The sequence below is a fragment of the Exiguobacterium acetylicum genome (assembly GCF_022170825.1).
Taxonomy (GTDB): Bacteria; Bacillota; Bacilli; order Exiguobacteriales; family Exiguobacteriaceae; genus Exiguobacterium_A; species Exiguobacterium_A acetylicum_B.
Genome location: NZ_CP081878.1, coordinates 952512 through 978317 on the forward strand (window position 1 = coordinate 952512; position 25806 = coordinate 978317).

The following is a 25806-nucleotide window of genomic DNA, read 5'->3' on the forward strand; positions in this document are numbered from 1 at the left end:
CGTCTTTTTTTCATTCAGCATGACTTGCATCCAATGGTATGACCAGTTAATATAAGTATTTGAGTAGGCATTAGCACCTGGTATAATAATTGTGAATACAGCATAGATGGGGGAAGAATGACAGATGAAAATCGATCAGTTGAAACAAGTACTCGAAATGCTCGATCAGTCGAGTGTAAACGAACTTTCACTCGAGACGGATACGTATAAATTGAAGTTAAAGAAACAAGGAGACACGGTGACAGTTTCGCACCAAGCGCCAGCAACTCCGGTAGCACCAGCTCCTGTAAAGCAAGTAGCGGCACCTGTTGAAGAAGAAGTCGTCGCAGACGAGACAGTCACGATCAATGCATTAATGGTCGGAACGTTCTATTCGCGTCCGAATCCAGATAAACCGGCATACGTCAAAGTCGGGGATCAGATCGAAGTCGGTCAAGTCGTCTGTGTCCTTGAAGCAATGAAACTCTTCAATAACTTAAACTCGGAAGTATCTGGAACGGTCGTCGAGATTCTTGTCGCCGATGGAGATCTCGTTGAATTTGGTCAACCACTCTTCCGGATCCGTCCGTAAAACTGAGGTGAACAGCATGGAAAAATTATTGATTGCCAATCGTGGTGAAATTGCCGTCCGCATCATTCGAGCGGCAAAGGAACTTGGAATACAGACCGTTGCCGTCTACTCGACAGCGGATAAGGAAGCGTTACATGTTCGCCTAGCAGATGAGGCGTATTGCATCGGGGAAGCGAGTTCTGCTTCGTCTTACTTAAACGTTACGAATATCCTCGCGATCGCGACGAATCGTCAAGTCACGATGATCCACCCGGGTTATGGTTTCTTAGCCGAGAACGTCGATTTTGCCGAGATGTGTGAAGCGTGTGGGATCAAATTCGTTGGTCCGACGTCAGATGCGATCCGTCAGATGGGGATTAAAGACGTTGCGAAGAAAACGATGATCGAGTGTGGAGTACCCGTCGTGCCGGGTTCAGATGGAACGGTCACGGACGAAGAAGCGGTCGCGCTCGCGCAAGAAATCGGTTATCCGGTCATCATCAAAGCGACAGCTGGTGGTGGCGGTAAAGGGATTCGTGTTGCCCGCTCGGAAGAAGAGTTGATCAACGGATTAAGTGAGACACGCCGTGAAGCGAAACAAGCTTTCGGAAACGGGGACGTGTACTTAGAACGCTTCATCGAAGAGTTCCGCCACGTCGAAGTACAGGTACTAGCGGACCGTCACGGCAATGTCATCCACCTTGGTGAACGCGATTGTACGGTTCAGCGCCGGATGCAGAAATTGATCGAGGAAGCACCATCGCCTGCAGTCAGTGAAGCAACACGTCTGAAGATGGGTGAGGCTGCCGTTAAAGCCGCACAAGCGATTCAGTACACGGGAGCTGGAACGATCGAATTCATCTTCGTCGAAGAGACTGAAGAATTCTTCTTCATGGAAATGAATACACGGATTCAAGTCGAGCACCCGGTAACGGAGATGATCACAGGCTTCGACCTTGTTCAAGCACAACTACAAGTCGCGCTTGATCATCCACTTGCCGTCAAACAAAAAGATATCAAGTTCCATGGTCATTCGATTGAGTGTCGGATCAATGCTGAGGATCCAGACCATGACTTCCGTCCGTCTGCTGGACGCGTCACACAATACGTGACACCAGGTGGTATGGGAGTCCGGATTGATAGCGCAGTTTATCCGGGTTATATGATTCCGCCGTATTATGACTCGATGGTCGCAAAGTTGATCGTTCATGCGGAAACACGGGAAGAAGCATGTGCGAAGATGGAACGGGCACTGGCTGAATTTTGGATTGAAGGTGTTAAAACAACGATTCCGTTCCATGAACGCGTCTTAAGTCACCCGGTATTCCGTCGTGGTACGTTCACGACGAAATTCGCCGAGCGTGAGTTAAAAGGTACGATCGTAAACTGAATCAGGACGGGAGTTTGTGTGACGAACTCCCGTCTTTTTTTGGCGTTCTCTATGTTTTTTAAAAGAGGAATGTGCTAAACTAACTGATTGAGAACGACAAAAAAAGGAGCACGCAAAATCATGATGAAACGACACATGGCACGCGAACTCGCAGTTCAATCTTTGTTCCAAATGGAACTCTCGGATCTGACTGCACAAGAGGCCATTGAATTCGCGGTAGAAGGTAAGGAATACGACACATTCGTCGAGCAATTGGTGAACGGCGTCGAAACAAACAAAGCAACGATTGATCAACACATTCGCGAAGCACTCGTCAACTGGTCGTTCGAACGACTCGGAAACATTGAGCGGACGATTCTTCGTTTAGCCGTTTACGAATTATTGTTTGAAACGAACATTCCTGTTCGAGTGACGATCAACGAAGCGATCGAATTGACGAAAGCATTCGCAGATGAAGAAGCAACGAAAATCGTTAACGGTGTTCTCGGTAAAGTCGCACAAGGCGTCGTCAAAGAAAACTCATAAACCGATGTAAAACCGAATAGAGACAAACAGACAGAAGAGTGAATCGAACTTTTTGGGGGAGTGGACAAATCATGGCAGTAGTAATCGATGGAAAACAGGTAGCCCATTCATATCGTATGATGCTGAAAGAAGAAGTCGCACGTCTGAAAGAACAGCGGATTCAACCGCAATTGACTGTCATCCTGATTGGCGAAGATCCTGCTAGTCAATCTTATGTACGTGGTAAAGAAAAGGCAGCGAAGGAAATCGGTATGGATTCGGAGTTGATCCGGCTTCCAGCAGAAACAACGGAATCAGAGCTCCTTCACCTGATTGAACGTCTAAACGTTGATGCGAGTGTCCACGGGATTCTCGTTCAATTGCCGTTACCTAAACATATTGATGAGAGCAAAGTCATTTTTGCGATTTCTCCTGAAAAGGACGTCGATGGTTTCCATCCTGTCTCTGTCGGGAAAATGATGATTGGTGAACCGACGTTCTTACCATGTACACCAAACGGTATTCTCCATCTCGTCAAAGAGATGAACGTACCGATTGCTGGTCAACATGTCGTTGTCGTCGGACGTAGCCAAATCGTCGGTAAACCCGTCGGTATGTTGTTCTTGAATGAATCGGCTACCGTTTCCTATTGTCATTCAAAAACAAAAGACCTCGGTGCGATGACGCGCCAAGCGGATATCTTGATCGTTGCAGTCGGCGTACCGAAGCTGATTACTGCGGATATGGTGAAGCCGGGCGCTGTCGTCATTGATGTTGGCGTCAACCGCGTCGACGGAAAGCTCGTGGGTGATGTCGAATTTGATACGATTCAAGATGTTGCATCGATGATTACACCTGTTCCGGGTGGCGTTGGTCCGATGACGATCACGATGCTACTGCACAACACGATTGAGGCTGCGCGATGAGCGAACCTCTTCACGTTTCCGATTTAGTCCACTATGTCAAACGTGAACTAGAAGGCGACGCTCTTCTGCAACAAGTCCAGGTGGTGGGAGAAGTGTCGAACTTTAAGCGACACTCTTCCGGTCACCTTTATTTTACGTTGAAGGATGAACAATCACGGATGAAAGCCGTCATGTTTGCCCGGGAGGCCAGTCGAGTCAAGGCCGACGTCCGTGATGGGATGCGTGTCGTTGTCACGGCACGCTTATCCGTATACGTGTCATCCGGCGAGATGCAACTCTACGTCGAACGGATGACGGAGGATGGTGTAGGAGCGCTGTATGAGGCGTTCTCACGCTTAAAGGTAGATCTCGAGGAGCGCGGCTGGTTTGATCCAGCGATCAAGCAACCGTTACCTGCTTTTCCAGAGCGCATCGGGATCATCACGTCTCCGAAAGGAGCGGCGCTTCATGATATCGCAACGACGCTGCGTCGTCGTTATCCGCAAGCAGCCATCGTGTTCGCCCCGGTCCTTGTACAGGGAGCGGATGCGGCGCCGCAAATCAGTCGTGCTATCCAGTTGATGAATGAGCATGCTGCTTGTGACGTGTTAATCATTGGTCGTGGTGGCGGTTCAATCGAGGAGTTATGGGCATTCAATGAGATGTCTGTTGTGACAGCGGTGTTTGAATCACGTATTCCGATCGTTTCGGCAGTCGGGCATGAAACCGACTTTACGATTAGCGATTTTGTTGCGGACGTGCGTGCTGCTACACCAACGGCAGCAGCAGAACTCGTCACACCAGAAGCAGAAGCACTCGTCCGTCGTGTCCAGGATGTAGAGCGGCGTTTACAACGAACGTACTCACAACTACTTAAAAGCAAACAGGAACAAGTAGCGCGTCTTGCAACGAGCTATGGTTTGAAATCACCACGCGTCCTACTCGGACTGAAACAGGAACAATTGGACCGAGCAGAGATGTCGCTCCAAAAAGAGATCCAACATGTAGTAGCGCAAAACCGACAACAGGTGGAGCGTCTTCACACACGTTTAATGAGGGTACCGGTACGTGATCGATTCGTGCAACAAAAGGCGACGATTGAACAATCGCGTCGTCGACTCGAAATTGTTCGTCGGATCTTACAATCGAAACAACAACAGGTGCGTCATGTGCTCGCGCGACTCGACTCCGTCAGTCCGACGCATGTTCTGATGCGCGGCTATACGTATGTCGAACAGGATGGACAAATCGTTCGTTCAGCGAAGGCATTGACAGCGTCTTCGTTCGATATCCGCTTCCACGATGGAACGATTCGTGCTAAACGAGAGGATGGGGAATAAGGATGGAGACGGAACAATCTTTTGAAGAAGCACTGGAACGACTAGAAGAGATCGTCACCTTACTAGAAGAGGGCGAAGCGCCTCTTGAACAAGCGATGGCTCTTTATGAAGAGGGCGTCAAGTTGACAGCTCTCTGCCAAGGAAAGTTATCTGTTGCTGAAAAAAAACTCGATCAAATCCTGGAGCAAGATGGTACGCTACGGGAAAAAGGAGGAGCGCAATGATTGCCTTGAATGAGTGGAAGACACAAGTCGAAAACAAGATGGAAGAATTCATGGAGCGACTCGATGCACCGGAGCGGTTACGCGACTCGATGCGATATTCACTCGATGCGGGAGGGAAACGGATTCGTCCAGCCTTGATTTATGCTGTACTCGATGCCTTTTCGATTGATCGTTCAAAAGGTGACGCGACTGCAGCGGCGCTTGAGATGATTCATACATACTCGCTGATTCACGATGACCTTCCAGCAATGGACGACGACGATCTCCGTCGTGGGCGTCCGACGAATCATATCGCTTTTGATGAAGCGACAGCGATTTTAGCAGGAGATGCCTTGCTCACGAACGCTTTTAGTTGTCTTCTTGAGACACCGGCTTCGCCAGAAGTGAAGCTTGCCCTTGTCGAACGGTTGACAGCAGCAGCCGGTGCTACGGGCATGGTCGGTGGTCAGCTCGACGATATGCTCGGTGAACGCGGTGGCATTAACGACGTAGCGGAGCTTGAATCGATTCATCGTCGGAAAACAGGAGCACTTCTCGTCTTTGCAGTCGAAGCGGGTGGTTTACTTGCCTCGGTCAGTTCGACGGATCTTGAACACTTACAGCAATACGGTCGTCATCTCGGCATTGCCTTCCAAATTCAAGATGACATCTTGGACGTAACGGGAGATGCCGAAAAAATCGGCAAGCCGGTTGGGAGCGACGAAGGCAACGAAAAAGCAACATATCCAAAATTACTTGGTCTTGAAGGAGCAAAACGTGCACTGACAGCCCAAGTAGAAGCAGCGGAACAGGCGATTGATGCATTATCGGTCGAAGCGACGACACTTAAGGAACTGCTCGACTTCGTGGTCAAGCGCGACCATTAAGTAGGACGACGCATCTGCGTCGTCTTTTTCTATGCTGACAATGGCGCTCGATAGATTGTTCTAGTACAATGTAGGGTACAAACCCTATAAGATTGTAAGGAAAAGAGGCGGTAAGGTATGAAATTGACAGAAATACAGGATCCGTCATTTTTAAAGCGTATGTCGGTCTCCGAACTCGAAGTCCTCGCTGGCGACATTCGACGCTTTTTGATTGAAGAATTAGCTACGACAGGCGGACACTTAGCACCGAATCTCGGTGTCGTCGAGTTGACGCTTGCGTTGCATCGTGAATTCAACAGTCCGAATGACAAGTTCGTCTGGGATGTCGGACACCAAGCATACGTTCATAAGATTCTCACAGGACGTGCGAGCCAGTTTGATACGCTTCGCAAGCATAAGGGACTCTGTGGGTTCCCAAAACGTAACGAGAGTGTGCATGACGTCTGGGAGACAGGACACAGCTCGACGTCCCTGTCAGCAGCAATGGGGATTGCTGTCTCGAATGAACTGAGCGGTAAGGATGATCGTGCAGTCGCGATCATTGGTGATGGTGCCTTGACAGGTGGTATGGCACTTGAAGCGTTGAATCACATCGGAGCAGAGCAACAAAACGTCATCGTCATCTTGAACGATAACGAGATGTCGATTGCACCAAACGTTGGGGCGATGCATCAAATGCTCGGACGGATTCGTTCATCACGTAAAGTGCGTTTCGCGCAAGACGAGCTCGAGACGTTGATCAAAAAGATTCCAGTCATTGGCGGACGCCTTGAAAAAGGAAGCGAGAAATTGAAGGAAGCCGTTAAAGGTGCACTTGTTCCTGGTATGTTCTTCGAAGAGCTCGGCTTTAACTACTATGGTCCGGTCGATGGACACGATCTCAATGATTTGATCGAACAGCTCAACTACGTGAAAAAAGAAGAAGGACCTGTCCTGCTTCATGTCATCACGAAAAAAGGAAAAGGCTATCGCCCGGCAGAGTTCGATGGAGTCGGTACTTGGCACGGTCTTGGACCATACAAGATGGAGTCTGGCGAAGTCATTAAAGGGAAATCAAAAGCACCAAGTTATTCCTTTACGGTAGCGGATACGTTGACGAAGATGGCACGCGAGGATGAAAAACTGACGTTGATCACACCAGCGATGAGCGTCGGTTCAAAACTCGATTGTTTTGAAAAAGAATTTCCAGAGCGGATGTTTGACGTCGGGATTGCGGAACAACATGCTGTTACGTTCGCAGCAGGTCAAGCGACGCAAGGCATGAAACCTGTCGTATCGATCTACTCAACATTCTTCCAACGCGCATACGATCAACTCGTCCATGACGTCGCGCGTCAAAATCTTGACGTGACGTTTACGATTGACCGATCAGGACTCGTCGGAGCAGATGGAGAGACTCACCAAGGAGTCTTCGATATCGCCTTCATGCGCCACGTGCCGAATATTCGAATCGTCATGGCAAAAGATGAGAATGAACTGCAGCACTTGCTCTATTCTGCTGTTAAATACGAAGGACCAATCGCCGTTCGTTTCCCACGAGGTGAAGGAATCGGTGTACCAATGGATGAGACATTGCATGAAATTTCGCTTGATACATGGGAAGTCGAACGCGAAGGAACGGATGTCGCGATTCTTGCGTTCGGACCACAAGTTCAAGATGCACTCAAGATTGCGGATCTCCTAGCAGACGAACTATCGGTTCGTGTCATCAATGCCCGGACGATCAAACCGCTTGATGAGAAAATGCTGAATGCCCTTTACGCAGAAGGTATTCCACTCGTGACGCTCGAAGAAGCTGTCCTAAAAGGTGGATTCGGTTCAGCTGTCCTTGAGCATGCGAATGAGCAGGAAGCATTCCCACGTGTCAAACGCTTCGGTATTCCAGATTGGTATATCGAGCACGGCGGTGTTAATGAGTTACTTGAAGAAATCGGATTATTACCTGGACAAATCGCAGAAGAAGTACGCGCTTTTGTCAATCAAGGAAAGAAACAGAGTGTGTGACGATTCATGGAAAATGTAAAAAAAATCCGCCTCGACGTTCTTCTCGTCGAGCGCGGTTTGTTTGAAACGCGTGAAAAAGCGAAGCGGTCGATTATGGCTGGACTCGTCTTTAGCGGAACGGAACGATTAGAGAAGGCCGGTGAAAAGGTCAAATCGGATATTGATCTGCACGTCAAAGGTCAGTTGATGCCGTATGTTGGTCGCGGCGGTTTTAAGATGGAAAAGGCACTCCAAGTATTCGATTTTGATGTCACGGGTAAAACGGGTCTTGATATCGGATCGTCGACGGGTGGCTTTACGGACTGTTCCTTACAAAATGGCGCAACGCATATGTATGCGCTCGATGTTGGTTCCAATCAGCTGGACTGGAAGCTTCGCTCGGATGACCGCGTGACGGTGATGGAGAAGACGAATTTCCGGCATGCGACGCCAGACATGTTCCCAGTCGCGCCACAGTTTGCGACGATTGATGTCTCATTCATCTCGTTACGCTTAATGCTTCCTCCACTGAAGACGATCCTCGTCGAAGGAGGAGACGTCATGGCGCTTGTAAAACCGCAATTCGAAGCGGGACGTGATGATATCGGCAAAAAAGGGATCGTGCGGGATGAGCGGATTCACATACGAGTTCTTGATGAGATGGTCGAATTCTTCATCCAGCAAGGATTTTATGTGAAGCAACTCGATTACTCGCCGATTACTGGTGGCGAGGGCAATATCGAGTTCTTGTTACATGCCCGTCTTGGTCAAGCTGGGCTTGATCCAGACGTCAATGCAACAGAGACGGTCAAGCAAGCACACGCTAGTCTTTAAATGAACAGATGAAAACGAAGACGGATCCGGTTGATGGGTCCGTCTTCCTTGTTGTTCAGCGAGACGAAAACCGTATAATAAAATGGCAAGCGTGGACTTTTAATGATTTATTGGATTACAATAGTAACATCGAAGAATACTGTGAGGTGCAGGAATGACAAAGGGGCAACGGTTGATTAAGATTCGGGAAATCATCACCCAATCGGAAGTAGAAACCCAGGATGAACTGGTAGATGAATTACGGAATGCAGGATATAAGGTGACACAGGCGACGGTATCGCGAGACATCAAGGAACTCCATCTCGTTAAAGTACCGTTGAATGATGGACGTTATAAATACAGCTTACCCGCCGACCAACGTTTTAACCCGCTCGGGAAATTACGACGTCTGCTTGGCGATAGCTTCATCTCGATTGATTCTGCTCAAAATCTGATTGTCATGCATGTCCTGCCTGGAAATGCGAATGCAGTCGCTGTCTTACTAGACCATTTGAGCTGGAACGAACTGCTTGGAACGGTGTGTGGGGACGATACGATCCTATTGATTGCACGAAGTGAGGACCAAGCAAAAGAAGTGACGGAACGAATCTTAGAAATGCTGTAAGGAGTTGACAGGATGCTAGCTGAATTATCGATCAAACAATTTGCGATCATTGACGAGCTACAGATCGACTTTAAAAAAGGAATGACCGTCTTGACTGGGGAAACAGGTGCCGGTAAATCGATCGTTCTCGACGCAATCGGTTTGTTGATTGGTGGACGTGGATCTTCGGAATTCGTTCGATACGGGGAAGATCGGGCGGAACTAGAAGGACTATTTCTGATTGAAGACGACCATCTCGTCTATGATCTCGCAGAAGAGTATGGCATCGATATCGAAGATGGATTGATCATCTTACGACGTGATCTGTTCGCGACCGGGAAAAGTGTCTGTCGTGTCAACAATAAGCTGGTCACACTGACGATCTTACGTGAGTTCGGGCGTGTTCTCGTCGACATGCACGGACAACATGAACATCAGCATTTAATGGACAGTACGTATCATCAAGCGATTCTCGATGACTTCGCACAAGAGGCGATTGCACCGCTACTACAATCCTATCAGTCGGGCTATCAAGCATACGAAGAAAAACGGATGGCTTTGCAATCGCTCGCGCAAAGTGAGCAAGAACTTGCACAACGGATTGATCTGTTATCGTTTCAGACGGAAGAGATTGAAGGGGCAAAACTTCGGGCACATGAGGAAGATGAGTTGCTCGTCGAACGAAATCGTCTTGCGAACTTCGAGAAGTTATATGCGTCGCTTAAGACAGCGTATGATGCTCTACATGATGAGATGCGCGGTATCGATTCCGTCGGTGACGCGATGCGTGAATTGCAGCAAGCATCAAGTATCGATGAGCAGTTTTCTCAGCAGAGTGACGCGATCGCAAGCGCTTTTTATGGACTAGAAGAAGTGGGGTACGCAATTCGAGATCAACTCGAAACACTCGAGTTCGACTCCAATCGACTTGATGAGATTGAACAGCGTTTATCGGTCTTTCAACAGTTGAAACGAAAATACGGGGCAACGATTGAGGAAGTCATCGCGTATGGTGAGAAGATTCGAGTGGAACTCGATACGATGACGAATCGAGATGAACGGATTGAACGTTTAAAAGCCGAAGTCGAACAGCTCGAAGGCGAATTGTTTGAGATTGGTGGTCGACTCTCGCAACAACGGCGTAAAGCAGCGATTCAATTAAGTGAAGCGATTCATTTGGAGTTGCGTGAGCTTTACATGGAAAAAGCACGGTTTGAAATTCGTTTTCTTCAGGACGGGAAGACACCGATGCTACGCAAGAACGGAATCGACCAAGTCGAGTTCTTCATCATGACGAATGCGGGAGAGCCGTTTAAATCACTTGGAAAAGTTGCGTCAGGTGGAGAATTATCTCGAATCATGCTTGGACTGAAATCGATTTTCTCACGCTCGGTCGGCGTCGCTTCCATCATTTTCGATGAAGTCGATACGGGTGTCTCGGGTCGTGTCGCGCAAGCGATGGCTGAAAAAATCTATCGTTTGTCAGTAGACGGACAAGTGCTCTGTATCACGCACTTACCGCAAGTCGCTTCAATGGCTGATCAACATCTGTATATTCGAAAAATCGAAGAGACGGACCGTACGACGACACAGGTCAATGTCTTGTCTCAGTCAGATCGAGGAAATGAGCTCGGACGGATGATTTCCGGTGCACATATGACGGACTTGACGTTACGTCATGCCGAAGAGTTGATGGATCAGGCGAAGATGATGAAAGAATCGCTTAAAAATGGGGTGTAAGGATTGATTAAAGTCGGGATAGCAGATGATAATCGCGAAATGGTTGAATTGATTCGCCAACATATCACTGCGCAAGAAGACATGGAAGTCGTTTGCGTCGCCTACAACGGCGAGAGTTGTCTCGAAAGCATGAAAGAACATGAAGTCGACGTATTACTTCTCGACATCATCATGCCCCATTTAGATGGGCTCGGTGTGCTCGAAGAGTTGATGAAAAAAAAGAAGAATCCTGCTGTCATCATGCTGAGTGCTTTCGGTAAGGACGAAGTCTCGCAACAGGCGGTTACCCTTGGAGCATCGTATTTCTTACTTAAACCGTTCAGTATGGATCAGCTCGTTCAAAAAATTCGTCTCGTGACGAATCAAGGACAAGCACCGACGGTTGAAACGATTGACTTAAAAGTCGGGACGACACTCCGAGAAGTGGGGATTGCCCCGCACATCAAAGGCTTCACGTATTTAAAGGACGCGGTATTGATGGTGCTCGAACGAGAGGACTTACTCGGTTTAATTACAAAAGAACTCTATCCAACGATCGCAAAAAAACATCAAACGACAGCCTCACGCGTCGAACGAGCAATGCGTCACGCGATCAAGTCGGCTTGGAACGAAGGGATGCAACAGCACGAGCTTTTCAACGGTCGCATCGAACAAGAGAAAAGTCCGAAAAACTCGGAATTCATCTCGTATGTGTCGAGTCATATGAATCAAGAACAATCTGGTTGAAGCGATACACCGTCTAATCAATAGACGGTGTCAGACTGAAGACGAAGTACAGTCTTTCTCTTAATGAGGGAGGTTGTGCTTTTTTTGTTCATCTCGAATCGTTTTCCTGGGACAAGCATCGCGCCGCTTCACTTCGTTTCAGGGTCGCTCGTGCTTGTTTTTCCTTAGGAAGCGATTTTGAATGAACAAAATGCTTCTTTCCTCTTTCTTCTGGTTATAAGACAACGTCCGATTAATAAACAGTGTATTTTTAATTCTTATTCCGCTCATAGCAAACGATCGACACACCGTTTTCAATCGTTTGGCGTTCCTTGACGTTCCACATGAGGGGAGTCATGCCTCGATCAGGAAATAGACGTTTACCGGAACCGATGATGACAGGGTAGTGAATCAATCGAAGCTCATCAATCAAATCCGCTTGAGAAAGCGCATGAACGAGTTCACTACTGCCCCAGACGTGAAATGGTGGACCGTCTTGTTGTTTCAAAAGCTCCAGTTCAGAGGCCGGTTGATTCAAATAGGTCGTCGGCTGCCAAAGGGCAGGTGGTGTATGACGCGTGGCGACATACTTCATAGCACGATTAGCTACTGGCCAGATATCGGCATGGAGTGGCCAATAACTCGACCATTGCTCGTATGTCTTGCGACCAAGTAAGAGGGAGCAGTCCTCATGCATCCATCCTCGAATGACCTGACCGATCTCAGGATGTTGAAATGGTGCAGTCCATCCACCATGCTTAAAATCGTTGCTCATATCCTCCTCTTTGCCGCTCGGTGCTTGAACGACACCGTCTAAGGATAGATGTTCGAATACGATGATTTTTCGCATACACGAGCTCCTTTCGATTGTATTCTTCATACAGCATACCGTAGCGAGCAAAAAAGATAAAAGCGTTTACAAATAAATATTGCATAAACTGAAATGTTTGTTATAATAAAGGTACCAAATGATTTGGAAAGACGTCAGATGAACGTCGAGTCGACAAGGACTCCGGAAATCCTGTTGATGAACATCATCTCAGAACGCCAACTGTAAATGGCTCAAGAATGCCGGACGACATTCTCTTGGTAGAAGTCATACCAAGGTATCTTGTTCATTCTAGATGAGAAATCTCGAATGAATGGGAGCTTCCATGATTTCGAAGCTAGGGAAAAGTGGAAGGTAACGGATCGTCTAAAATGAAAAAGTACAGTTCGTGAAAAGGAGTGTTGTCTAGCAGTGATTGTTAGCAACCGAATGTTTGACTGCTCCAAGCGGATGACATTACGCTCCACCTAGGTCCCGAGTACAGTCAGATGATGGAACTGAAACACCATTCTATCGTTAGCCCGATAGCCAGATCTGATTTCTTTCCACCTCTTCATTAAGAGGAACACCTAAGGTTTTGGAGTACACGAATAGTTCTAACTATGAGAGGAGTTCATCCGTAAGTGAAACCAATTTTATACGAGTAAAAGGTCCCGCGCTTGAAATGAGTTCAAGAGATGGGGACCTTTTTCTGTGTTCATTTTTTTTGATAGCGGTCGGAGACTTTTCCACGTTTGCGATCGCGATAAAAGACATATCCTGCGACAAAACCGATGCCACCCATCGCAAGAATCAAACCGACGATACCTTGTAAGACATATACATATCCTGCATCGCCTAAGTATTTAAAGGGAACTTGAGCAATTAGAAATACGCTGTCGCGCATGAGTTTTATACCAATTGCACCGATGATACCAGGAATCAATAATGAGAGCAAACCAATGATACGCATAGGACGCCACTCCTTTCCAAGCGTATTGTATCAAAAAATCAATCGTTCTGCGAATCGGGTTTGCTTCCCTATTTTATTCCGAGTACGATAGAAATGTAAGCAGTTTCAAAGGGGGGGATTCAGATGCATCATCTACTTGTCATCGGGGCTGGTCAAGGGGGAACAGAAGTCCTGCATGCGTTTCAACGTTCACCATTATTAACGGTCATCGGACTTGTCGATCCAAATATGGACGCGCCAGGGGTGGCGCTTGCACGTCGCGCTGAGATTCGTATCGAAACGAGCTGGTCTGCGTTCGAAGGGACAGATGTTGATTTTATCATTGACGCTACGGGAGAAAATGGCGTACTGGAACAATTGATTCATGATTTTCCAGGAGCAGCGGTTTTGCCGGGAGAATTCGTCAGAGTGTTACTCGAGCGTCTGACTGAAAAAGAGAAAATGCTCGAAGCGATCATTCATTGTACGAGTGAAGCGATTTCCGTCGCTGATCAAGACGGTCAAACGATGATGATCAATCCAGCATACACACGAATGACGGGTTTCACGGAACGGGATGTCGTCGGAAAACCGGCAAGTGCCGACATCGGAATGCAGGACTCGGTTCATTTAAAAGTCTTGAACACGGGTGAGAATGTGCGAGATGTTCGCATGAAAATCGGACAAGATCAACGGGACATTATCGTTAATGCTGCACCTGTCATCGTCGATGGACAGGTCCGTGGTTCCGTTGGTGTCATTCGGGATATCTCAGAAATGAAAGCACTCGCAAAAGAATTAAAGGCAGCACGGCAAAAAATTCGGACGCTCGAAGCGAAGTATACATTTGATGATATCATCGCCGAAAGCGAAGCGATGCGCTTCGTCGTCGATCAAGCGAAACTTGCAGCAACGATGCCGGTCAACGTGTTGATTCGTGGTGAATCCGGAACTGGAAAAGAGTTGTTCGCGCATGCGATCCATGCGGCGAGCGAACGTAAATATGAACAATTCGTCCGCGTCAATTGCGCGGCGATTGCGCCGACGTTACTCGAAAGTGAACTATTCGGTTACGAAGATGGAGCGTTCTCAGGAGCACGGCGTGGCGGCAAGCGCGGTTACTTCGAAGAAGCGCACGGTGGTTCGTTGTTCTTAGATGAAATTGGAGAATTACCACTTGACGTTCAAGCTAAACTGTTACGCGTATTACAGGAAAATGAAGTCGTTCGTGTCGGTGGGACGAAAGCGATTCCAGTCGATGTCCGGATCATCGCTGCGACGAATGCGAATCTAGAAGAAAAAATCATCATGAATGAGTTCCGAGAAGATCTCTATTACCGGATCAATCGTTTGCCAATCCACATTCCATCACTACGGGAGCGACCAGACGATATTGAACCGTTAACGTTGCATTTGCTTCGAAAATTAAATCAGAGTTACGGACGATCCGTCGGACGGATCTCGGATGATGTGTTGATCGCGATGAAAAAACAACCGTGGAAAGGAAATGTCCGTGAACTCGAAAATGTGATCGGTCGTGCTCTGATTTTTACCGATAAAACGGAAACGGTCTTACGGAAAGGTCATCTTCAACTCGTCGTTCCACAAACAACAAAAGTTGCAACGAGACAGAAAAAGGAAATCAAGCATTTATCAGATGAGATGTCACATGTCGAAGAGCGATTGATTCGGGAAGCGCTTACTGCTTTTAATGGCAACAAAACAGAAGCGGCGAAGCAACTCGGGATTTCACTCCGAGCACTCTATTATAAAGTGGAACGATTTAACATCTATTCGTAAAGCGCAAATTTTTGCGTGCAATATATTGCAAAAAATGCAAAAGCGTGCAAAATTAAAGACGTTCTTGCTTGTCCTACCGTCTCTTTTGATTTGGCACGAAAATTGCTATTACTATTTATGTATGACAGGTAAGGGGGGAATACGGTGAGATTCAGTGAAATGGTCGAGCAGGCAGCTCGACTCGAAGATTCCGTCGTTGCGATTGCAGCTGCGGATGACGAGGAAGTGATGGATGCTGTCGCATTAGCAATTGAGAATGACTTAGCGCGTTTTCATTTGTTCGGGGATGCGACCCGAATCCAGCAGATGATTCAAAAACGGGCATTACGGGAGTCACAATTCGTGATTACCCATACTTCTACATCGCAAGAAGCGGCTGAACGCGCTGCTCATGCCGTTCGCAAAGGGGATGCGAGCGTGTTGATGAAAGGTCTCGTTCCGACAGCAACGTTCATGAAAGCTGTCTTGAATAAGGAAACGGGTCTACGTTCAGGGAATGTCTTGTCGCATGTCGCATTGTTTGAAGTACCAGGCCGTGAATCAGCGATCGGATTGACCGATGCAGCGATTCACATCCAACCGTCACTCGAAGACAAAGTGAAAATCATCGAAAACGGTGTCTCCGCCTTGCGAGCGCTCGGTTACGGATTACCGAAAGTCGCAGTCTTAGCTGCCGTCGAAGTCGTTAATCCGACGATGCAAGCAACGATTGATGCTGCTCTTTTGACACAAATGAACCGACGTGGTCAAATCAAGGATTGCCTTGTGGACGGACCACTTGCGCTCGACAATGCCGTGAATCTCGTCGCTGCACAGCAAAAAGGATTGACAGGGGACGTGGCAGGTCAAGCAGATCTACTCGTCGTCCCACAAATCGAAGTCGGGAACGTCATTTACAAATCACTGATGTACTTCGCACATGCCTCGGTTGCGGCGATTCTCGTCGGAGCACGGGCTCCGGTCGTATTGACAAGCCGTGCCGATACAGCAGAAGCAAAAATGTACTCATTAGCCTTTGCGCTATTAAATGCTCAACAGACGAAAAAAGTGAAACAAACAACCTGAGGAGGAACTTAAAATGGTCGAAACAAACGTAGAATCACGCTTCAGTATCTTTGAAACAATGGAGATGGAAGATTACGAACAAGTTGTTTTTTGCCACGATAAAGTATCTGGATTAAAAGCCATCATCGCGATTCATGATACGACACTCGGTCCAGCACTTGGTGGACTTCGTATGTGGAATTATGCATCAGACGAGGAAGCATTGATTGATGCACTCCGTTTATCAAAAGGCATGACGTATAAGAACGCAGCGGCTGGTTTGAACCTCGGTGGCGGTAAAGCTGTCATCATCGGTGATGCGAAAACACAAAAATCAGAAGCACTCTTCCGGGCATTCGGTCGTTACGTTCAGTCACTCAACGGTCGTTATATCACAGCAGAAGATGTCAACACGACGGTTGCAGACATGGACTACATCCATATGGAAACAGACTTCGTTACAGGTGTCAGCCCGGCATTCGGATCAAGCGGGAACCCATCACCGGTTACAGCGTACGGTGTCTACCGTGGTATGAAAGCAGCAGCAAAAGAAGTCTATGGAACAGATTCACTCGGTGGCAAAACGATTGCGATCCAAGGTGTCGGTAACGTTGCTTTCAACCTGTGCCGTCATTTGCATGAAGAAGGGGCGAAGTTGATCGTCACGGACATCAACCAAGAAGCATTACAACGTGCAGAAGAAGCATTCGGTGCCTTGATTGTCGCACCAGAAGACATCTACAGCGTCGAAGCGGACATCTTTGCACCATGTGCTCTCGGTGCAACATTAAACGACGAAACGATTCCACAATTGAAAGTCAAGATCATCGCAGGTGCAGCGAATAACCAACTTAAAGAAGATCGCCACGGTGATATGTTAGAGGAGCGCGATATCTTATACGTACCAGACTTCGTCATCAATGCCGGTGGTGTCATCAACGTTGCCGATGAACTCGACGGATACAACCGTGACCGCGCAATGAAAAAAGTAGAACTCGTCTATGATGCTGTTACGAAAGTATTCGAAATTGCAAAACGCGACCACCTACCAACATACCGTGCGGCTGAAAAAATGGCAGAAGAGCGCATTGCAACAATGCGTAGTGCCCGCAGTCAGTTCTTGCGTCGTGATAAAAACATTCTAGGATCACGTGGCTGATCAGAGGAGGATATCCATGAGCGAACGTATTTTAACGATCAATCCCGGTTCGACGTCGACGAAGATCGGTATCTTCGAAGGAGCGAATCAGGTGTTCACAAAGACGTTACGCCATCCAGCGGAAGCGGTCGGAGGACCGCTTCCAGCGCAGCTGGAGATGCGTCGTCATGTGTTACTCGAAGTGCTAGCTGAAGAGCAGATTGATTTGAAAGCGCTTACTGCAGTTGTTGGACGTGGTGGGTTACTTCGACCACTCGTCAGCGGGACATATGCCGTCAATCGCGAGATGCGAGAAGATTTACTCAGTGGTATTTTTGGTGTCCATGCCTCGAACCTTGGTGGACTCTTGGCAGATGAGATTGCTCGAACACTCGACATTCCGTCGTTCATCGTCGATCCGGTCGTCGTTGACGAGCTAGAGCCGATTGCACGGATTACAGGCTTACCTGAACTTGAACGAAAGAGTATTTTTCATGCCTTGAACCAAAAAGCTGTTGCCAAGCGGTACGCGAAGGAAATCGGGCGTCCGTATGAAGAATTGCGCCTAATTATCGCGCACATGGGCGGTGGCATTACGGTCGGTGTACACCAAGACGGGCGTGTCATCGATGTGAATAACGGACTTGACGGAGAAGGTCCGTTTTCACCAGAGCGGAGCGGATCGCTACCTGTTGGTCAACTAGTAGAACTATGTTATAGTACCAAGTATAAACTTGAAGAGATGAAGCGTCTGGTCGTTGGGTCAGGCGGACTTGTCGCGCACTTGGGTACATTCGACGCGATCGAAATCGAGCGCCGAATTGAGGAAGGCGACGAAAAAGCGGCATTGTTATATGACGCGATGGCGTACCGGATCGCAAAAGAGATTGCCGGTCAAAGTGCCGTCTTGTTCGGTCAGGTCGATGCGATCATCTTAACGGGCGGACTTGCTTATAGCGATCGGTTGACGCGTTCGATCGAAGAACGTGTCGCGCACCTTGGTCAAGTCGTACGTAGTCCTGGTGAGGATGAGTTACAGGCGCTCGCAGAAGGAGTGTTGCGTGTCTTACGTGGGGAAGAGGAAGTTAAGGAATATGGAGGCGAACCAACATGGCTAGAGAATTCGACGTCGTTGTCCTAGGTGGTGGACCCGGTGGATATGTCGCTGCGATTCGTGCAGCGCAAGCCGGAAAGTCGGTAGCAATCGTAGAACAAGGAAAATTAGGCGGGACATGCTTACATCGTGGCTGTATCCCATCTAAAGCCTTTTTGAAATCAGCAGCAGTCTATCAGACGGTCAAACACGCTGCTACATATGGCGTGGACGTACCGGAATCGTTCTTACGATTCGAACAGGTCAAACAACGAAAACAAGAGATCGTGGATGGATTAGAAGCAGGCATTCAGCATCTGATGAAAAAAGGGAAGATTGAAGTCTTCCATGGTCGGGGTTCGATTCTTGGACCAAGTATCTTTTCACCGATGCCAGGAACGATCAGTGTCGAGCCGGAAGAGGGCGAAGGCGAATTGATCCTTCCGCGTCAATTAATTGTTGCGACTGGCTCACGTCCTCGTCCATTAAACGGACTCGCTTTTGATTCAGAGTATGTTCTCAGCTCGGATGATGCACTCGATATGGCAGATTTACCAAAATCGATCGTCATCATCGGCGGTGGTGTCATCGGTGTCGAATGGGCTTCGATGTTGACGGATTTCGACGTCGCAGTAACGGTCGTTGAATTCAGCGACCGGATCTTACCGACGGAAGACGCAGCAGTCAGCCGGGAAGTGGCCCGTCAATTGAAAAAGCGTGGCGTTAAGATTCATACCGGCGCCGCTGCTCAAAGCGATACGTTCCGCATGTCAGAAGACGGTGTTTCAATTGCAATCGACCGGAACGGAGAACAGACGACACTTGAAGCAGATAAGTTACTCGTCGCTATCGGTCGGATGGCGAACGTTGAAGGTATCGGGATCGAAAACACGAATATCGTCGTCGAAAATGGCTTCATCCAAGTCGATGATCATTTCCGGACGAAGGATCAACATATTTATGCGATCGGGGATGTCATCGGTCGCTTGCAACTCGCGCATGTCGCGTCAGCAGAAGGGGTCAAAGCGGTCGAAGCGATCGTAAACGGAACGACGACACCACTGGAATATGCGTTCGTTCCACGTTGTATCTACAGCGTACCGGAAGCGGCATCGGTCGGTTTGACGGAAGACGAAGCAAAACGTGCCGGAATGGACGTCAAAGTAGGGAGCTTCTCGTTCAATGGATTAGGGAAAGCGCGAATCGAAGGAGAGGCGGCGGGCTTCATCAAGCTCGTCTCGGATGCGAAGACAGATGATCTTGTCGGTGTTCACATCGTTGGACCAAAAGCAACGGAACTGATCAGTGAAGGTGGATTAGCACTCGTACTGAATGCGACAGCATGGGAAGTCGGACAGCTCGTGCATCCGCACCCAGCCTTGTCAGAAGCATTCGGAGAAGCAGCACTTGCCGTCGACGGACTTGCGGTTCACGCCTAAGGAGGAATTACGGATGGAAAAGATAGAATTCAAAGAATTGGTAGAACTCGGATTAACGGAACAGGACGCGATTCACATGTTTGAAACGATGGTCCGTGCCCGTAAAATCGATGAACGGATGTGGAAGTTGAACCGGGCAGGTAAAATTCCCTTCCTCGTCTCATGTCAAGGACAAGAAGCGGCCCAAGTCGGTGCGGCATTCGCCCTTGAAAAAGGAACGGATTACATTTTGCCGTATTACCGTGACTTAGGCGTCGTCTTGCACTTCGGTCAAACGTCTCGCGATATCATGCTATCGGCATTCGCAAAAGCAGAAGATCCGAACTCAGGTGGTCGTCAAATGCCAGGGCACTATGGTTCGCGTGCATTAAATATCGTGACAGGTTCAAGTCCAGTTACGACACAAGTACCTCATGCCGTTGGGATCGCACTGGCTGCGAAGATGCGTAAGGAACCACTCGTTGCTTACGTCTCGTTCGGAGAAGGTTCATCAAACCAAGGGGATTTCCACGAAGGGGCAAACTTTGCTGGGATTCATAAGCTTCCTGTCATCTTGTTCTGTGAAAACAATAAATACGCGATCTCGACACCACTCTCGAAGCAATTGTCGGCAAAACACGTTGCTGACCGAGCGATTGGTTACGGAATGCCGGGATATACGGTGGACGGCATCGATCCACTCGCTGTCTACAAGGTCGTCAAGGAAGCGCGTGAGCGTGGATTACGGGGCGAAGGTCCGACCTTGATCGAAGTTGAAGTCGAACGTCTCGTTCCACACTCATCGGATGATGATGATAAATCGTACCGTTCTGCTGAAGAACTTGATGCCTTAAAAGCACGTGACGGAATCAAACTTTTCCGTGCGCGTCTGATCGAAATGGGCGTTTTGACGGAAGAATCAGCGACAGCCATCGAACAAACGATGGAAAAAGAAGTCGACGAAGCGACAGCTTATGCGGAAGCAGCAGCATACGATGCGCCAGAAAATGCATTACGTTATGTGTACGACGAGGAGGAAACGAAATGACGACGTTAAGTTTAATCGAAGCGATCAATAGTGCAATCAAAGAGGAGATGGAGCGGGACGAATCCGTCTTCATCCTCGGCGAAGATGTCGGTGTTCGGGGCGGTGTTTTCCGGGCGACACAAGGATTGCTCGAACAATTCGGAGAAGAACGCGTCATTGATGCACCACTCGCTGAGAGTGCGATTGCCGGTGTCGGAATTGGAGCTGCGATGTACGGGATGCGTCCAATTGCTGAAATGCAATTCGCTGACTTCATCATGCCAGCGGTCAACCAAATCGTCAGTGAAGCAGCAAAAATTCGTTACCGTTCGAACAATGACTGGACGTGTCCGATCGTCATCCGCGCACCGTTTGGCGGTGGCATTCACGGAGCACTTTATCATTCCCAATCAGTCGAGGCGATGTTCAACTCGACACCAGGTCTAAAAATCGTCATCCCGTCTAATCCATACGACGCAAAAGGATTGCTAAAGGCAGCGATTCGTTCGAATGACCCGGTCTTGTTCTTCGAGCATAAACGTGGCTATCGCCTGTTAAAAGGGGATGTTCCGGAAGGCGACTATACGGTCGAAATCGGTAAAGCAGACGTCAAACGTGAGGGCGAAGACGTGACGATCATCACGTACGGTCTGTGTGTCCATATGGCACTTGAGGCAGCAACGCGCCTTGAAAAAGACGGGATTGATGTTCATATCCTTGATTTACGAACTGTGTATCCGATCGACCGCGAAGCAGTCGTCGAAGCGGCGAAAAAGACGGGGAAAGTCTTGCTCGTCACGGAAGACAATAAAGAAGGTAGCGTCATGAGTGAAGTGTCGGCGATCATCGCAGAAGAAGCTTTGTTCGATCTCGATGCACCAATCGAACGACTCTGTGGTCCAGACGTCCCAGCGATGCCATACGCTCCGACGATGGAGAAGTTCTTCAACATCTCAAGTGAGAAAATTGAGGACAAAATTCGGACGTTACACGCATACTAAGGGGGAACTGACCGATGAAGACTGAAACACTTACGATGCCACAACTCGGGGAGAGCGTCACTGAAGGAACGATTTCGATGTGGCTCGTCAAACCGGGCGATACTGTCAAAAAATATGATCCGATTGCAGAAGTCATTACCGATAAGGTAACGGCAGAAGTTCCATCTTCGTTTGATGGTGTGATCGAAAAACTGCTTGCAGAAGAAGGCGACACGTTGCAAGTTGGTGACGCAATCGTTACGATGCAAGTCAGTGGTGGATCAACGGAAGTTGCTGCGACAGAACAAGAAGTACCAGCTGTTGAAGAGACGACGTCGTCTGATACATCGATGAAAAAACGCTATTCACCAGCGGTCTTGAAACTATCGAGCGAACATGGCATTGACCTCGAACAAGTGACGGGTACAGGAGCCGGTGGCCGGATTACCCGGAAGGATCTGTTGAAACTGATTGAGTCTGGCTCTATTCCGGCGCCACAAGCAACTGAACCAAAACCGGAAGCGCAAGCGGCTCCGGTAGCGACTCCAGCAGAAGCACCACCAGCACCAAAACGTCCAGTTAGCGCACCACAACCTACCGAAATGGGCGACATCGAGATCCCGACTGCCGGTGTACGCCAAGCGATTGCTTCGAACATGGTCCGCGCGAAACACGAAGCACCACATGCGTGGTTAATGATCGAAGTCGATGTGACGAACTTGGTCGAAGCACGTAACCGTCATAAAGATGCGTTCTTCAAACAAGAAGGGGTCAAATTGACGTTCTTGCCGTTCTTCATGAAGGCGACGGTCGAAGGATTGAAGAAACATCCAATCATGAACTCGACATGGGCGGGGGATAAGATCATTCAAAAGAAAGCGATCAACTTGTCACTTGCTGTCGCGACGCAGGATGCTCTATTCGTACCGGTCGTCAAGAATGCGGATGAATTAAGCATCAAAGGCATCGCACGCGCGATCGATGACTTCGGGAAACGTGCACAAGCCGGTACGTTGTCGTCTGCAGAGATGCAAGGTGGGACGTTTACGGTCAATAATACGGGCTCATTCGGTTCGATTCAATCGGCGCCGATTCTTAACTTCCCGCAAGCGGCGATTCTATCTGTTGAATCGATCGTCAAGCGTCCGGTCTGGGTGAACGGCATGTTCGCAGCACGCGATATGGTTAACCTCTGTATGTCGATCGACCATCGGGTACTCGACGGACTTGTTGCCGGACAGTTCCTCCAAACCGTCAAACAAGCACTCGAATCGATTGATCCGAATCAACTTTCCTTATACTGAAAGTTTCCAGTTGACAGGGAAGAAGAAGCATCGTAATATAAGAATCAACTCAACACACGATAGCAAAGACGAAGAGAAGTAACTTGTGAAACGATTCAAGAGAGCTGATGGATGGTGCGAATCAGTATCGGGCAACAAGCGAATGGCCTTCTGAGCTTCAGACCGAATCCTTTAAGTAGGTAGTAGGCTCTGACGGGTTCCTCCCGTTATCGGGGTCGACGAATCAGGACAATGGTCCGGTTTGTTTCAAAGGGGACGGTGTCAGCATCGTCAACGAAGGTGGTACCGCGGGTCTTCCCGTCCTTCATGTTCTACATGAATGGGCGAGAAGACCCTTTTCGTATACAATCGAATCGAACAAATCGTAGAGTGAGTTAAGTAACGAGACAACATCGGCGTTTCAGAGAGCGGAAGAATGGTGCGACTTCCGTACGGCGAGGTTTCGTGAATGGTCTCATGAGAGCGTGGCTGAACGAAGAAGTAGGTCACGACGGATGCCCCCGTTATCGTAGGCTATGATGTCTCTTATTTAGACGCATCAGACAGAGTGGGAACGGTCGAACCGTTCCAATCGAGAGGTGGCACCGCGAGTTAATCGTCCTCCATGCAGCATACGCTGTGTGGAGGACTTTTTTATATTCCAGGAGGCGAACAGGGATGGTTCAGACAGACACACTTATCATTGAACAACTTGAACTAAATGGCGACGAGATGACGCCAATCATGATTTTCCAACAACTGAGTGGAACACAGAAATGTTTACTTGAAAGCTCCGCCCATACGGATCAAGGACGGTATTCAATCATCGGTGTCGATCCGGTGGAGATGATCCGCGCAGAAGGACGAACGGTAACGCGGGAGCATTTAACAACAGGTGAACAGACACAGGAAACGGGTGACCCAGTACGGTTGATGCAACAGATGATTCTCCGGCATGGCGTCGAAGAAGACCTTCCGTTTTTAGCGGGTGGGATTGGATATGTCGGTTACGACATGATGCGCGCCTATGAGACGCTTGGTGATGTTCCAGAGCGAACGAGACAACTACCGGACGCGCTACTCGCCGTATACGACCAAATCATCCTGTTCGATCATCTCGAGCATCGTGTCCATTTGATTCAGACGTCGCTCGGTGGCATCACCGATCGTGACGTCTTACGTCAACGTTTGGCAGAACGAAAAGCGCAACTCGAGCAACCGCGAGAGCGAACAGATATCGAGCGTCCGCTTCGAGATGTCGTCTATGAACCGTTGATGGATCAAGAGACGTTTGAAGGGCTCGTTGAGCAAGCAAAGACACATATTCGGCAAGGGGATGTCTTCCAACTGGTTCTCTCGCAACGACTCGATGCGACGTTCACGGGTGATCCGTTCCAATTTTACCGGAAGCTCCGCAAAGATAATCCGAGTCCCTATCTCTTTTATATCGACTTAGGCGAAGCAATCGTACTTGGTGCTTCTCCTGAAAGCCTCGTCCAAGTCAAAGGAGACCGGGTGACGACGAATCCGATTGCCGGCACACGTCGCCGGGGGAAGACGAAAGAGGAGGATGAACGGCTCGCAGAAGAGTTGCTGCACGACGAGAAAGAACGAGCAGAACATCGAATGCTTGTCGATCTTGGACGCAACGACTTGGGACGGATTTGTCAAATCGGTACCGTTGAAGTGACACGATTGATGCAAATCGAGCGATTCAAGAACGTCATGCATCTCGTCTCAGTCGTCGAAGGTACGTTAGCAGATGGTAAGACCGGAGCAGATGCACTCGTCTCTTGTCTCCCGGCAGGCACGGTCACAGGTGCTCCGAAAATTCGAGCGATGCAACTGATTGATCAGTATGAACAGGTCAAACGAGAAGTATATGCCGGAGCTGTTGGCTATTTTGATATCCGCGGGAATATGGATTTTGCCCTCGCCATTCGGACGATGGTCATCAAAGATGGTGTTGCCTCCGTTCAAGCTGGTGCTGGTATCGTCTACGACTCAATTCCGCGACTTGAGTATCAGGAGACATTACACAAAGCAAAATCACTACTGGAGGTTTGGAAATGATCGTCCTGATTGATAACTATGATTCCTTTACCTATAACCTATATCAATACGCATCGGTTTACACGGACGTTCACGTCATTCGAAACGATGCAATCAGCATAGAAGAACTACGTGAGATGAAGCCGGACGGCATCATTCTCTCACCCGGTCCCGGCCGTCCGGCTGACGCTGGCATCTGCATCGATCTGATTCGTCAATTATCCGGTCAAGTCCCGATCCTTGGCGTCTGCCTCGGACATCAAGCGATCGGAGAAGCATTCGGGGGACGTGTCGTCGAAGCACCGGTCATCATGCACGGAAAGACATCGATGATTCAACAAACCGGTCAACTCTTTCGTGAGATGACGGAAACACTAGAGGTCATGCGCTACCATTCACTGATCGTCGCGCGAAACGATTTACCGTCGGAACTCATCATCACGGCAGAAACGGAGGACCGGACGATCATGGCGCTCGAGCACAAGACACATCCGACATTCGGCATCCAGTTTCATCCGGAATCCGTCGGAACGCCTCAAGGGCAGCAGATGATTAAACGATTCATTGAATTGACGAAGGAGTGACAA

24 protein-coding genes and 2 other annotated features are annotated in these 25806 nt (G+C 48.7%); of the genes, 22 read left to right on the forward strand and 2 right to left on the reverse strand.

Annotated features, from left to right (window positions below):
• Nucleotides 1-124 precede the first annotated feature (124 nt).
• From accB to spo0A, 12 genes are all read left to right on the forward strand, one after another.
• Nucleotides 125-571 carry an acetyl-CoA carboxylase biotin carboxyl carrier protein gene (gene accB / locus K6T22_RS04890; RefSeq protein WP_238239196.1) on the forward strand — a complete coding sequence of 149 codons (447 nt, stop codon included), beginning with the start codon at nucleotides 125-127 and terminating at the stop codon, nucleotides 569-571.
• Between the two features lie 16 nt (nucleotides 572-587).
• Nucleotides 588-1940 carry an acetyl-CoA carboxylase biotin carboxylase subunit gene (accC, locus tag K6T22_RS04895; RefSeq protein WP_053452803.1) on the forward strand — a complete coding sequence of 451 codons (1353 nt, stop codon included), beginning with the start codon at nucleotides 588-590 and terminating at the stop codon, nucleotides 1938-1940.
• A gap of 120 nt (nucleotides 1941-2060) precedes the next feature.
• Complete coding sequence (nusB, locus tag K6T22_RS04900; protein WP_023467580.1) at nucleotides 2061-2465, forward strand: transcription antitermination factor NusB; 405 nt, start codon at nucleotides 2061-2063, stop codon at nucleotides 2463-2465.
• A 71-nt stretch (nucleotides 2466-2536) separates the two neighbouring features.
• Nucleotides 2537-3370 (forward strand): bifunctional methylenetetrahydrofolate dehydrogenase/methenyltetrahydrofolate cyclohydrolase FolD, encoded by an 834-nt coding sequence (gene folD, locus K6T22_RS04905; protein ID WP_238239198.1) that lies wholly within the window; start codon nucleotides 2537-2539, stop codon nucleotides 3368-3370.
• The gene (xseA, locus tag K6T22_RS04910) at nucleotides 3367-4689 is read left to right on the forward strand and encodes an exodeoxyribonuclease VII large subunit (protein WP_238239200.1); all 1323 of its coding nucleotides are present in this window, start codon (nucleotides 3367-3369) and stop codon (nucleotides 4687-4689) included. The genes folD and xseA overlap by 4 nt, the downstream gene beginning before the upstream one ends.
• 2 nt (nucleotides 4690-4691) lie before the next feature.
• Nucleotides 4692-4913, forward strand: coding sequence for an exodeoxyribonuclease VII small subunit (gene xseB / locus K6T22_RS04915; RefSeq protein WP_023467583.1), 222 nt, complete (start codon nucleotides 4692-4694; stop codon nucleotides 4911-4913).
• A complete protein-coding gene (locus K6T22_RS04920; RefSeq protein ID WP_238239201.1) occupies nucleotides 4910-5779 on the forward strand; it encodes a polyprenyl synthetase family protein in 870 nt (289 codons plus the stop codon). Before xseB ends, K6T22_RS04920 begins: the two co-directional genes overlap by 4 nt.
• 117 nt (nucleotides 5780-5896) lie before the next feature.
• Nucleotides 5897-7783, forward strand: a complete 1887-nt coding sequence (gene dxs, locus K6T22_RS04925; protein ID WP_238239202.1) for a 1-deoxy-D-xylulose-5-phosphate synthase — start codon at nucleotides 5897-5899, stop codon at nucleotides 7781-7783.
• 6 nt (nucleotides 7784-7789) lie between these two features.
• The gene (locus K6T22_RS04930) at nucleotides 7790-8596 is read left to right on the forward strand and encodes a TlyA family RNA methyltransferase (RefSeq protein ID WP_238239203.1); all 807 of its coding nucleotides are present in this window, start codon (nucleotides 7790-7792) and stop codon (nucleotides 8594-8596) included.
• 154 nt (nucleotides 8597-8750) lie between these two features.
• A complete protein-coding gene (ahrC, locus tag K6T22_RS04935; RefSeq protein ID WP_238239204.1) occupies nucleotides 8751-9200 on the forward strand; it encodes a transcriptional regulator AhrC/ArgR in 450 nt (149 codons plus the stop codon).
• A 12-nt stretch (nucleotides 9201-9212) separates the two neighbouring features.
• Nucleotides 9213-10919 carry a DNA repair protein RecN gene (gene recN, locus K6T22_RS04940; RefSeq protein ID WP_238239205.1) on the forward strand — a complete coding sequence of 569 codons (1707 nt, stop codon included), beginning with the start codon at nucleotides 9213-9215 and terminating at the stop codon, nucleotides 10917-10919.
• A 3-nt stretch (nucleotides 10920-10922) separates the two neighbouring features.
• Entirely contained in the window at nucleotides 10923-11645 is a 723-nt protein-coding gene (spo0A, locus tag K6T22_RS04945) for a sporulation transcription factor Spo0A (protein ID WP_283205701.1), read from the forward strand.
• A 250-nt stretch (nucleotides 11646-11895) separates the two neighbouring features.
• Here spo0A and K6T22_RS04950 read toward each other — a convergent pair whose 3' ends face one another.
• Nucleotides 11896-12474, reverse strand: a complete 579-nt coding sequence (locus K6T22_RS04950) for a dihydrofolate reductase family protein (protein ID WP_238239206.1) — start codon at nucleotides 12472-12474, stop codon at nucleotides 11896-11898.
• Nucleotides 12475-13150: 676 nt separating this feature from the next.
• Nucleotides 13151-13405 (reverse strand): DUF2627 family protein, encoded by a 255-nt coding sequence (locus K6T22_RS04955; protein ID WP_238239207.1) that lies wholly within the window; start codon nucleotides 13403-13405, stop codon nucleotides 13151-13153.
• Nucleotides 13406-13528: 123 nt separating this feature from the next.
• Between K6T22_RS04955 and K6T22_RS04960 the strand changes: the two genes are divergently transcribed.
• The 10 genes from K6T22_RS04960 to K6T22_RS05005 all read left to right on the forward strand — a co-directional run bounded on the left by K6T22_RS04960 (nucleotide 13529) and on the right by K6T22_RS05005 (nucleotide 25803).
• Nucleotides 13529-15184 (forward strand): sigma 54-interacting transcriptional regulator, encoded by a 1656-nt coding sequence (locus tag K6T22_RS04960; protein WP_238239208.1) that lies wholly within the window; start codon nucleotides 13529-13531, stop codon nucleotides 15182-15184.
• 144 nt (nucleotides 15185-15328) lie between these two features.
• Entirely contained in the window at nucleotides 15329-16249 is a 921-nt protein-coding gene (gene yqiS / locus K6T22_RS04965) for a phosphate butyryltransferase (protein ID WP_238239209.1), read from the forward strand.
• Nucleotides 16250-16262: 13 nt separating this feature from the next.
• On the forward strand, nucleotides 16263-17387 hold the full coding sequence (locus K6T22_RS04970) for a Leu/Phe/Val dehydrogenase (protein ID WP_023467593.1): 1125 nt from the start codon (nucleotides 16263-16265) through the stop codon (nucleotides 17385-17387).
• 16 nt (nucleotides 17388-17403) lie between these two features.
• Nucleotides 17404-18507, forward strand: a complete 1104-nt coding sequence (gene buk / locus K6T22_RS04975; RefSeq protein ID WP_238239210.1) for a butyrate kinase — start codon at nucleotides 17404-17406, stop codon at nucleotides 18505-18507.
• Nucleotides 18477-19898 carry a dihydrolipoyl dehydrogenase gene (gene lpdA / locus K6T22_RS04980; RefSeq protein ID WP_029341109.1) on the forward strand — a complete coding sequence of 474 codons (1422 nt, stop codon included), beginning with the start codon at nucleotides 18477-18479 and terminating at the stop codon, nucleotides 19896-19898. The genes buk and lpdA overlap by 31 nt, the downstream gene beginning before the upstream one ends.
• Nucleotides 19899-19911: 13 nt before the next feature.
• A complete protein-coding gene (locus tag K6T22_RS04985) occupies nucleotides 19912-20925 on the forward strand; it encodes a thiamine pyrophosphate-dependent dehydrogenase E1 component subunit alpha (protein WP_238239212.1) in 1014 nt (337 codons plus the stop codon).
• Complete coding sequence (locus K6T22_RS04990; protein ID WP_023467596.1) at nucleotides 20922-21905, forward strand: alpha-ketoacid dehydrogenase subunit beta; 984 nt, start codon at nucleotides 20922-20924, stop codon at nucleotides 21903-21905. The genes K6T22_RS04985 and K6T22_RS04990 overlap by 4 nt, the downstream gene beginning before the upstream one ends.
• Before the next feature lie 14 nt (nucleotides 21906-21919).
• On the forward strand, nucleotides 21920-23188 hold the full coding sequence (locus K6T22_RS04995; RefSeq protein ID WP_238239213.1) for a dihydrolipoamide acetyltransferase family protein: 1269 nt from the start codon (nucleotides 21920-21922) through the stop codon (nucleotides 23186-23188).
• Between the two features lie 56 nt (nucleotides 23189-23244).
• Nucleotides 23245-23496: a binding site (T-box leader), on the forward strand.
• Nucleotides 23497-23544: 48 nt separating this feature from the next.
• Nucleotides 23545-23794 (forward strand) — a binding site (T-box leader).
• A 51-nt stretch (nucleotides 23795-23845) separates the two neighbouring features.
• Entirely contained in the window at nucleotides 23846-25240 is a 1395-nt protein-coding gene (trpE, locus tag K6T22_RS05000; protein WP_238239214.1) for an anthranilate synthase component I, read from the forward strand.
• A complete protein-coding gene (locus K6T22_RS05005; protein WP_238239215.1) occupies nucleotides 25237-25803 on the forward strand; it encodes an anthranilate synthase component II in 567 nt (188 codons plus the stop codon). Before trpE ends, K6T22_RS05005 begins: the two co-directional genes overlap by 4 nt.
• The last annotated feature ends 3 nt before the right edge of the window (nucleotides 25804-25806 follow it).

Coding starts and splice junctions, on each gene's coding strand:
- accB (WP_238239196.1), top strand. CDS start 125: ATGAAAATCGATCAGTTGAAACAAGTACTCGAAATGCTCGATCAGTCG.
- accC (WP_053452803.1), top strand. CDS start 588: ATGGAAAAATTATTGATTGCCAATCGTGGTGAAATTGCCGTCCGCATC.
- nusB (WP_023467580.1), top strand. CDS start 2,061: ATGATGAAACGACACATGGCACGCGAACTCGCAGTTCAATCTTTGTTC.
- folD (WP_238239198.1), top strand. CDS start 2,537: ATGGCAGTAGTAATCGATGGAAAACAGGTAGCCCATTCATATCGTATG.
- xseA (WP_238239200.1), top strand. CDS start 3,367: ATGAGCGAACCTCTTCACGTTTCCGATTTAGTCCACTATGTCAAACGT.
- xseB (WP_023467583.1), top strand. CDS start 4,692: ATGGAGACGGAACAATCTTTTGAAGAAGCACTGGAACGACTAGAAGAG.
- K6T22_RS04920 (WP_238239201.1), top strand. CDS start 4,910: ATGATTGCCTTGAATGAGTGGAAGACACAAGTCGAAAACAAGATGGAA.
- dxs (WP_238239202.1), top strand. CDS start 5,897: ATGAAATTGACAGAAATACAGGATCCGTCATTTTTAAAGCGTATGTCG.
- K6T22_RS04930 (WP_238239203.1), top strand. CDS start 7,790: ATGGAAAATGTAAAAAAAATCCGCCTCGACGTTCTTCTCGTCGAGCGC.
- ahrC (WP_238239204.1), top strand. CDS start 8,751: ATGACAAAGGGGCAACGGTTGATTAAGATTCGGGAAATCATCACCCAA.
- recN (WP_238239205.1), top strand. CDS start 9,213: ATGCTAGCTGAATTATCGATCAAACAATTTGCGATCATTGACGAGCTA.
- K6T22_RS04950 (WP_238239206.1), bottom strand. CDS start 12,474: ATGCGAAAAATCATCGTATTCGAACATCTATCCTTAGACGGTGTCGTT.
- K6T22_RS04955 (WP_238239207.1), bottom strand. CDS start 13,405: ATGCGTATCATTGGTTTGCTCTCATTATTGATTCCTGGTATCATCGGT.
- K6T22_RS04960 (WP_238239208.1), top strand. CDS start 13,529: ATGCATCATCTACTTGTCATCGGGGCTGGTCAAGGGGGAACAGAAGTC.
- K6T22_RS04970 (WP_023467593.1), top strand. CDS start 16,263: ATGGTCGAAACAAACGTAGAATCACGCTTCAGTATCTTTGAAACAATG.
- buk (WP_238239210.1), top strand. CDS start 17,404: ATGAGCGAACGTATTTTAACGATCAATCCCGGTTCGACGTCGACGAAG.
- lpdA (WP_029341109.1), top strand. CDS start 18,477: ATGGCTAGAGAATTCGACGTCGTTGTCCTAGGTGGTGGACCCGGTGGA.
- K6T22_RS04985 (WP_238239212.1), top strand. CDS start 19,912: ATGGAAAAGATAGAATTCAAAGAATTGGTAGAACTCGGATTAACGGAA.
- K6T22_RS04990 (WP_023467596.1), top strand. CDS start 20,922: ATGACGACGTTAAGTTTAATCGAAGCGATCAATAGTGCAATCAAAGAG.
- K6T22_RS04995 (WP_238239213.1), top strand. CDS start 21,920: ATGAAGACTGAAACACTTACGATGCCACAACTCGGGGAGAGCGTCACT.
- trpE (WP_238239214.1), top strand. CDS start 23,846: ATGGTTCAGACAGACACACTTATCATTGAACAACTTGAACTAAATGGC.
- K6T22_RS05005 (WP_238239215.1), top strand. CDS start 25,237: ATGATCGTCCTGATTGATAACTATGATTCCTTTACCTATAACCTATAT.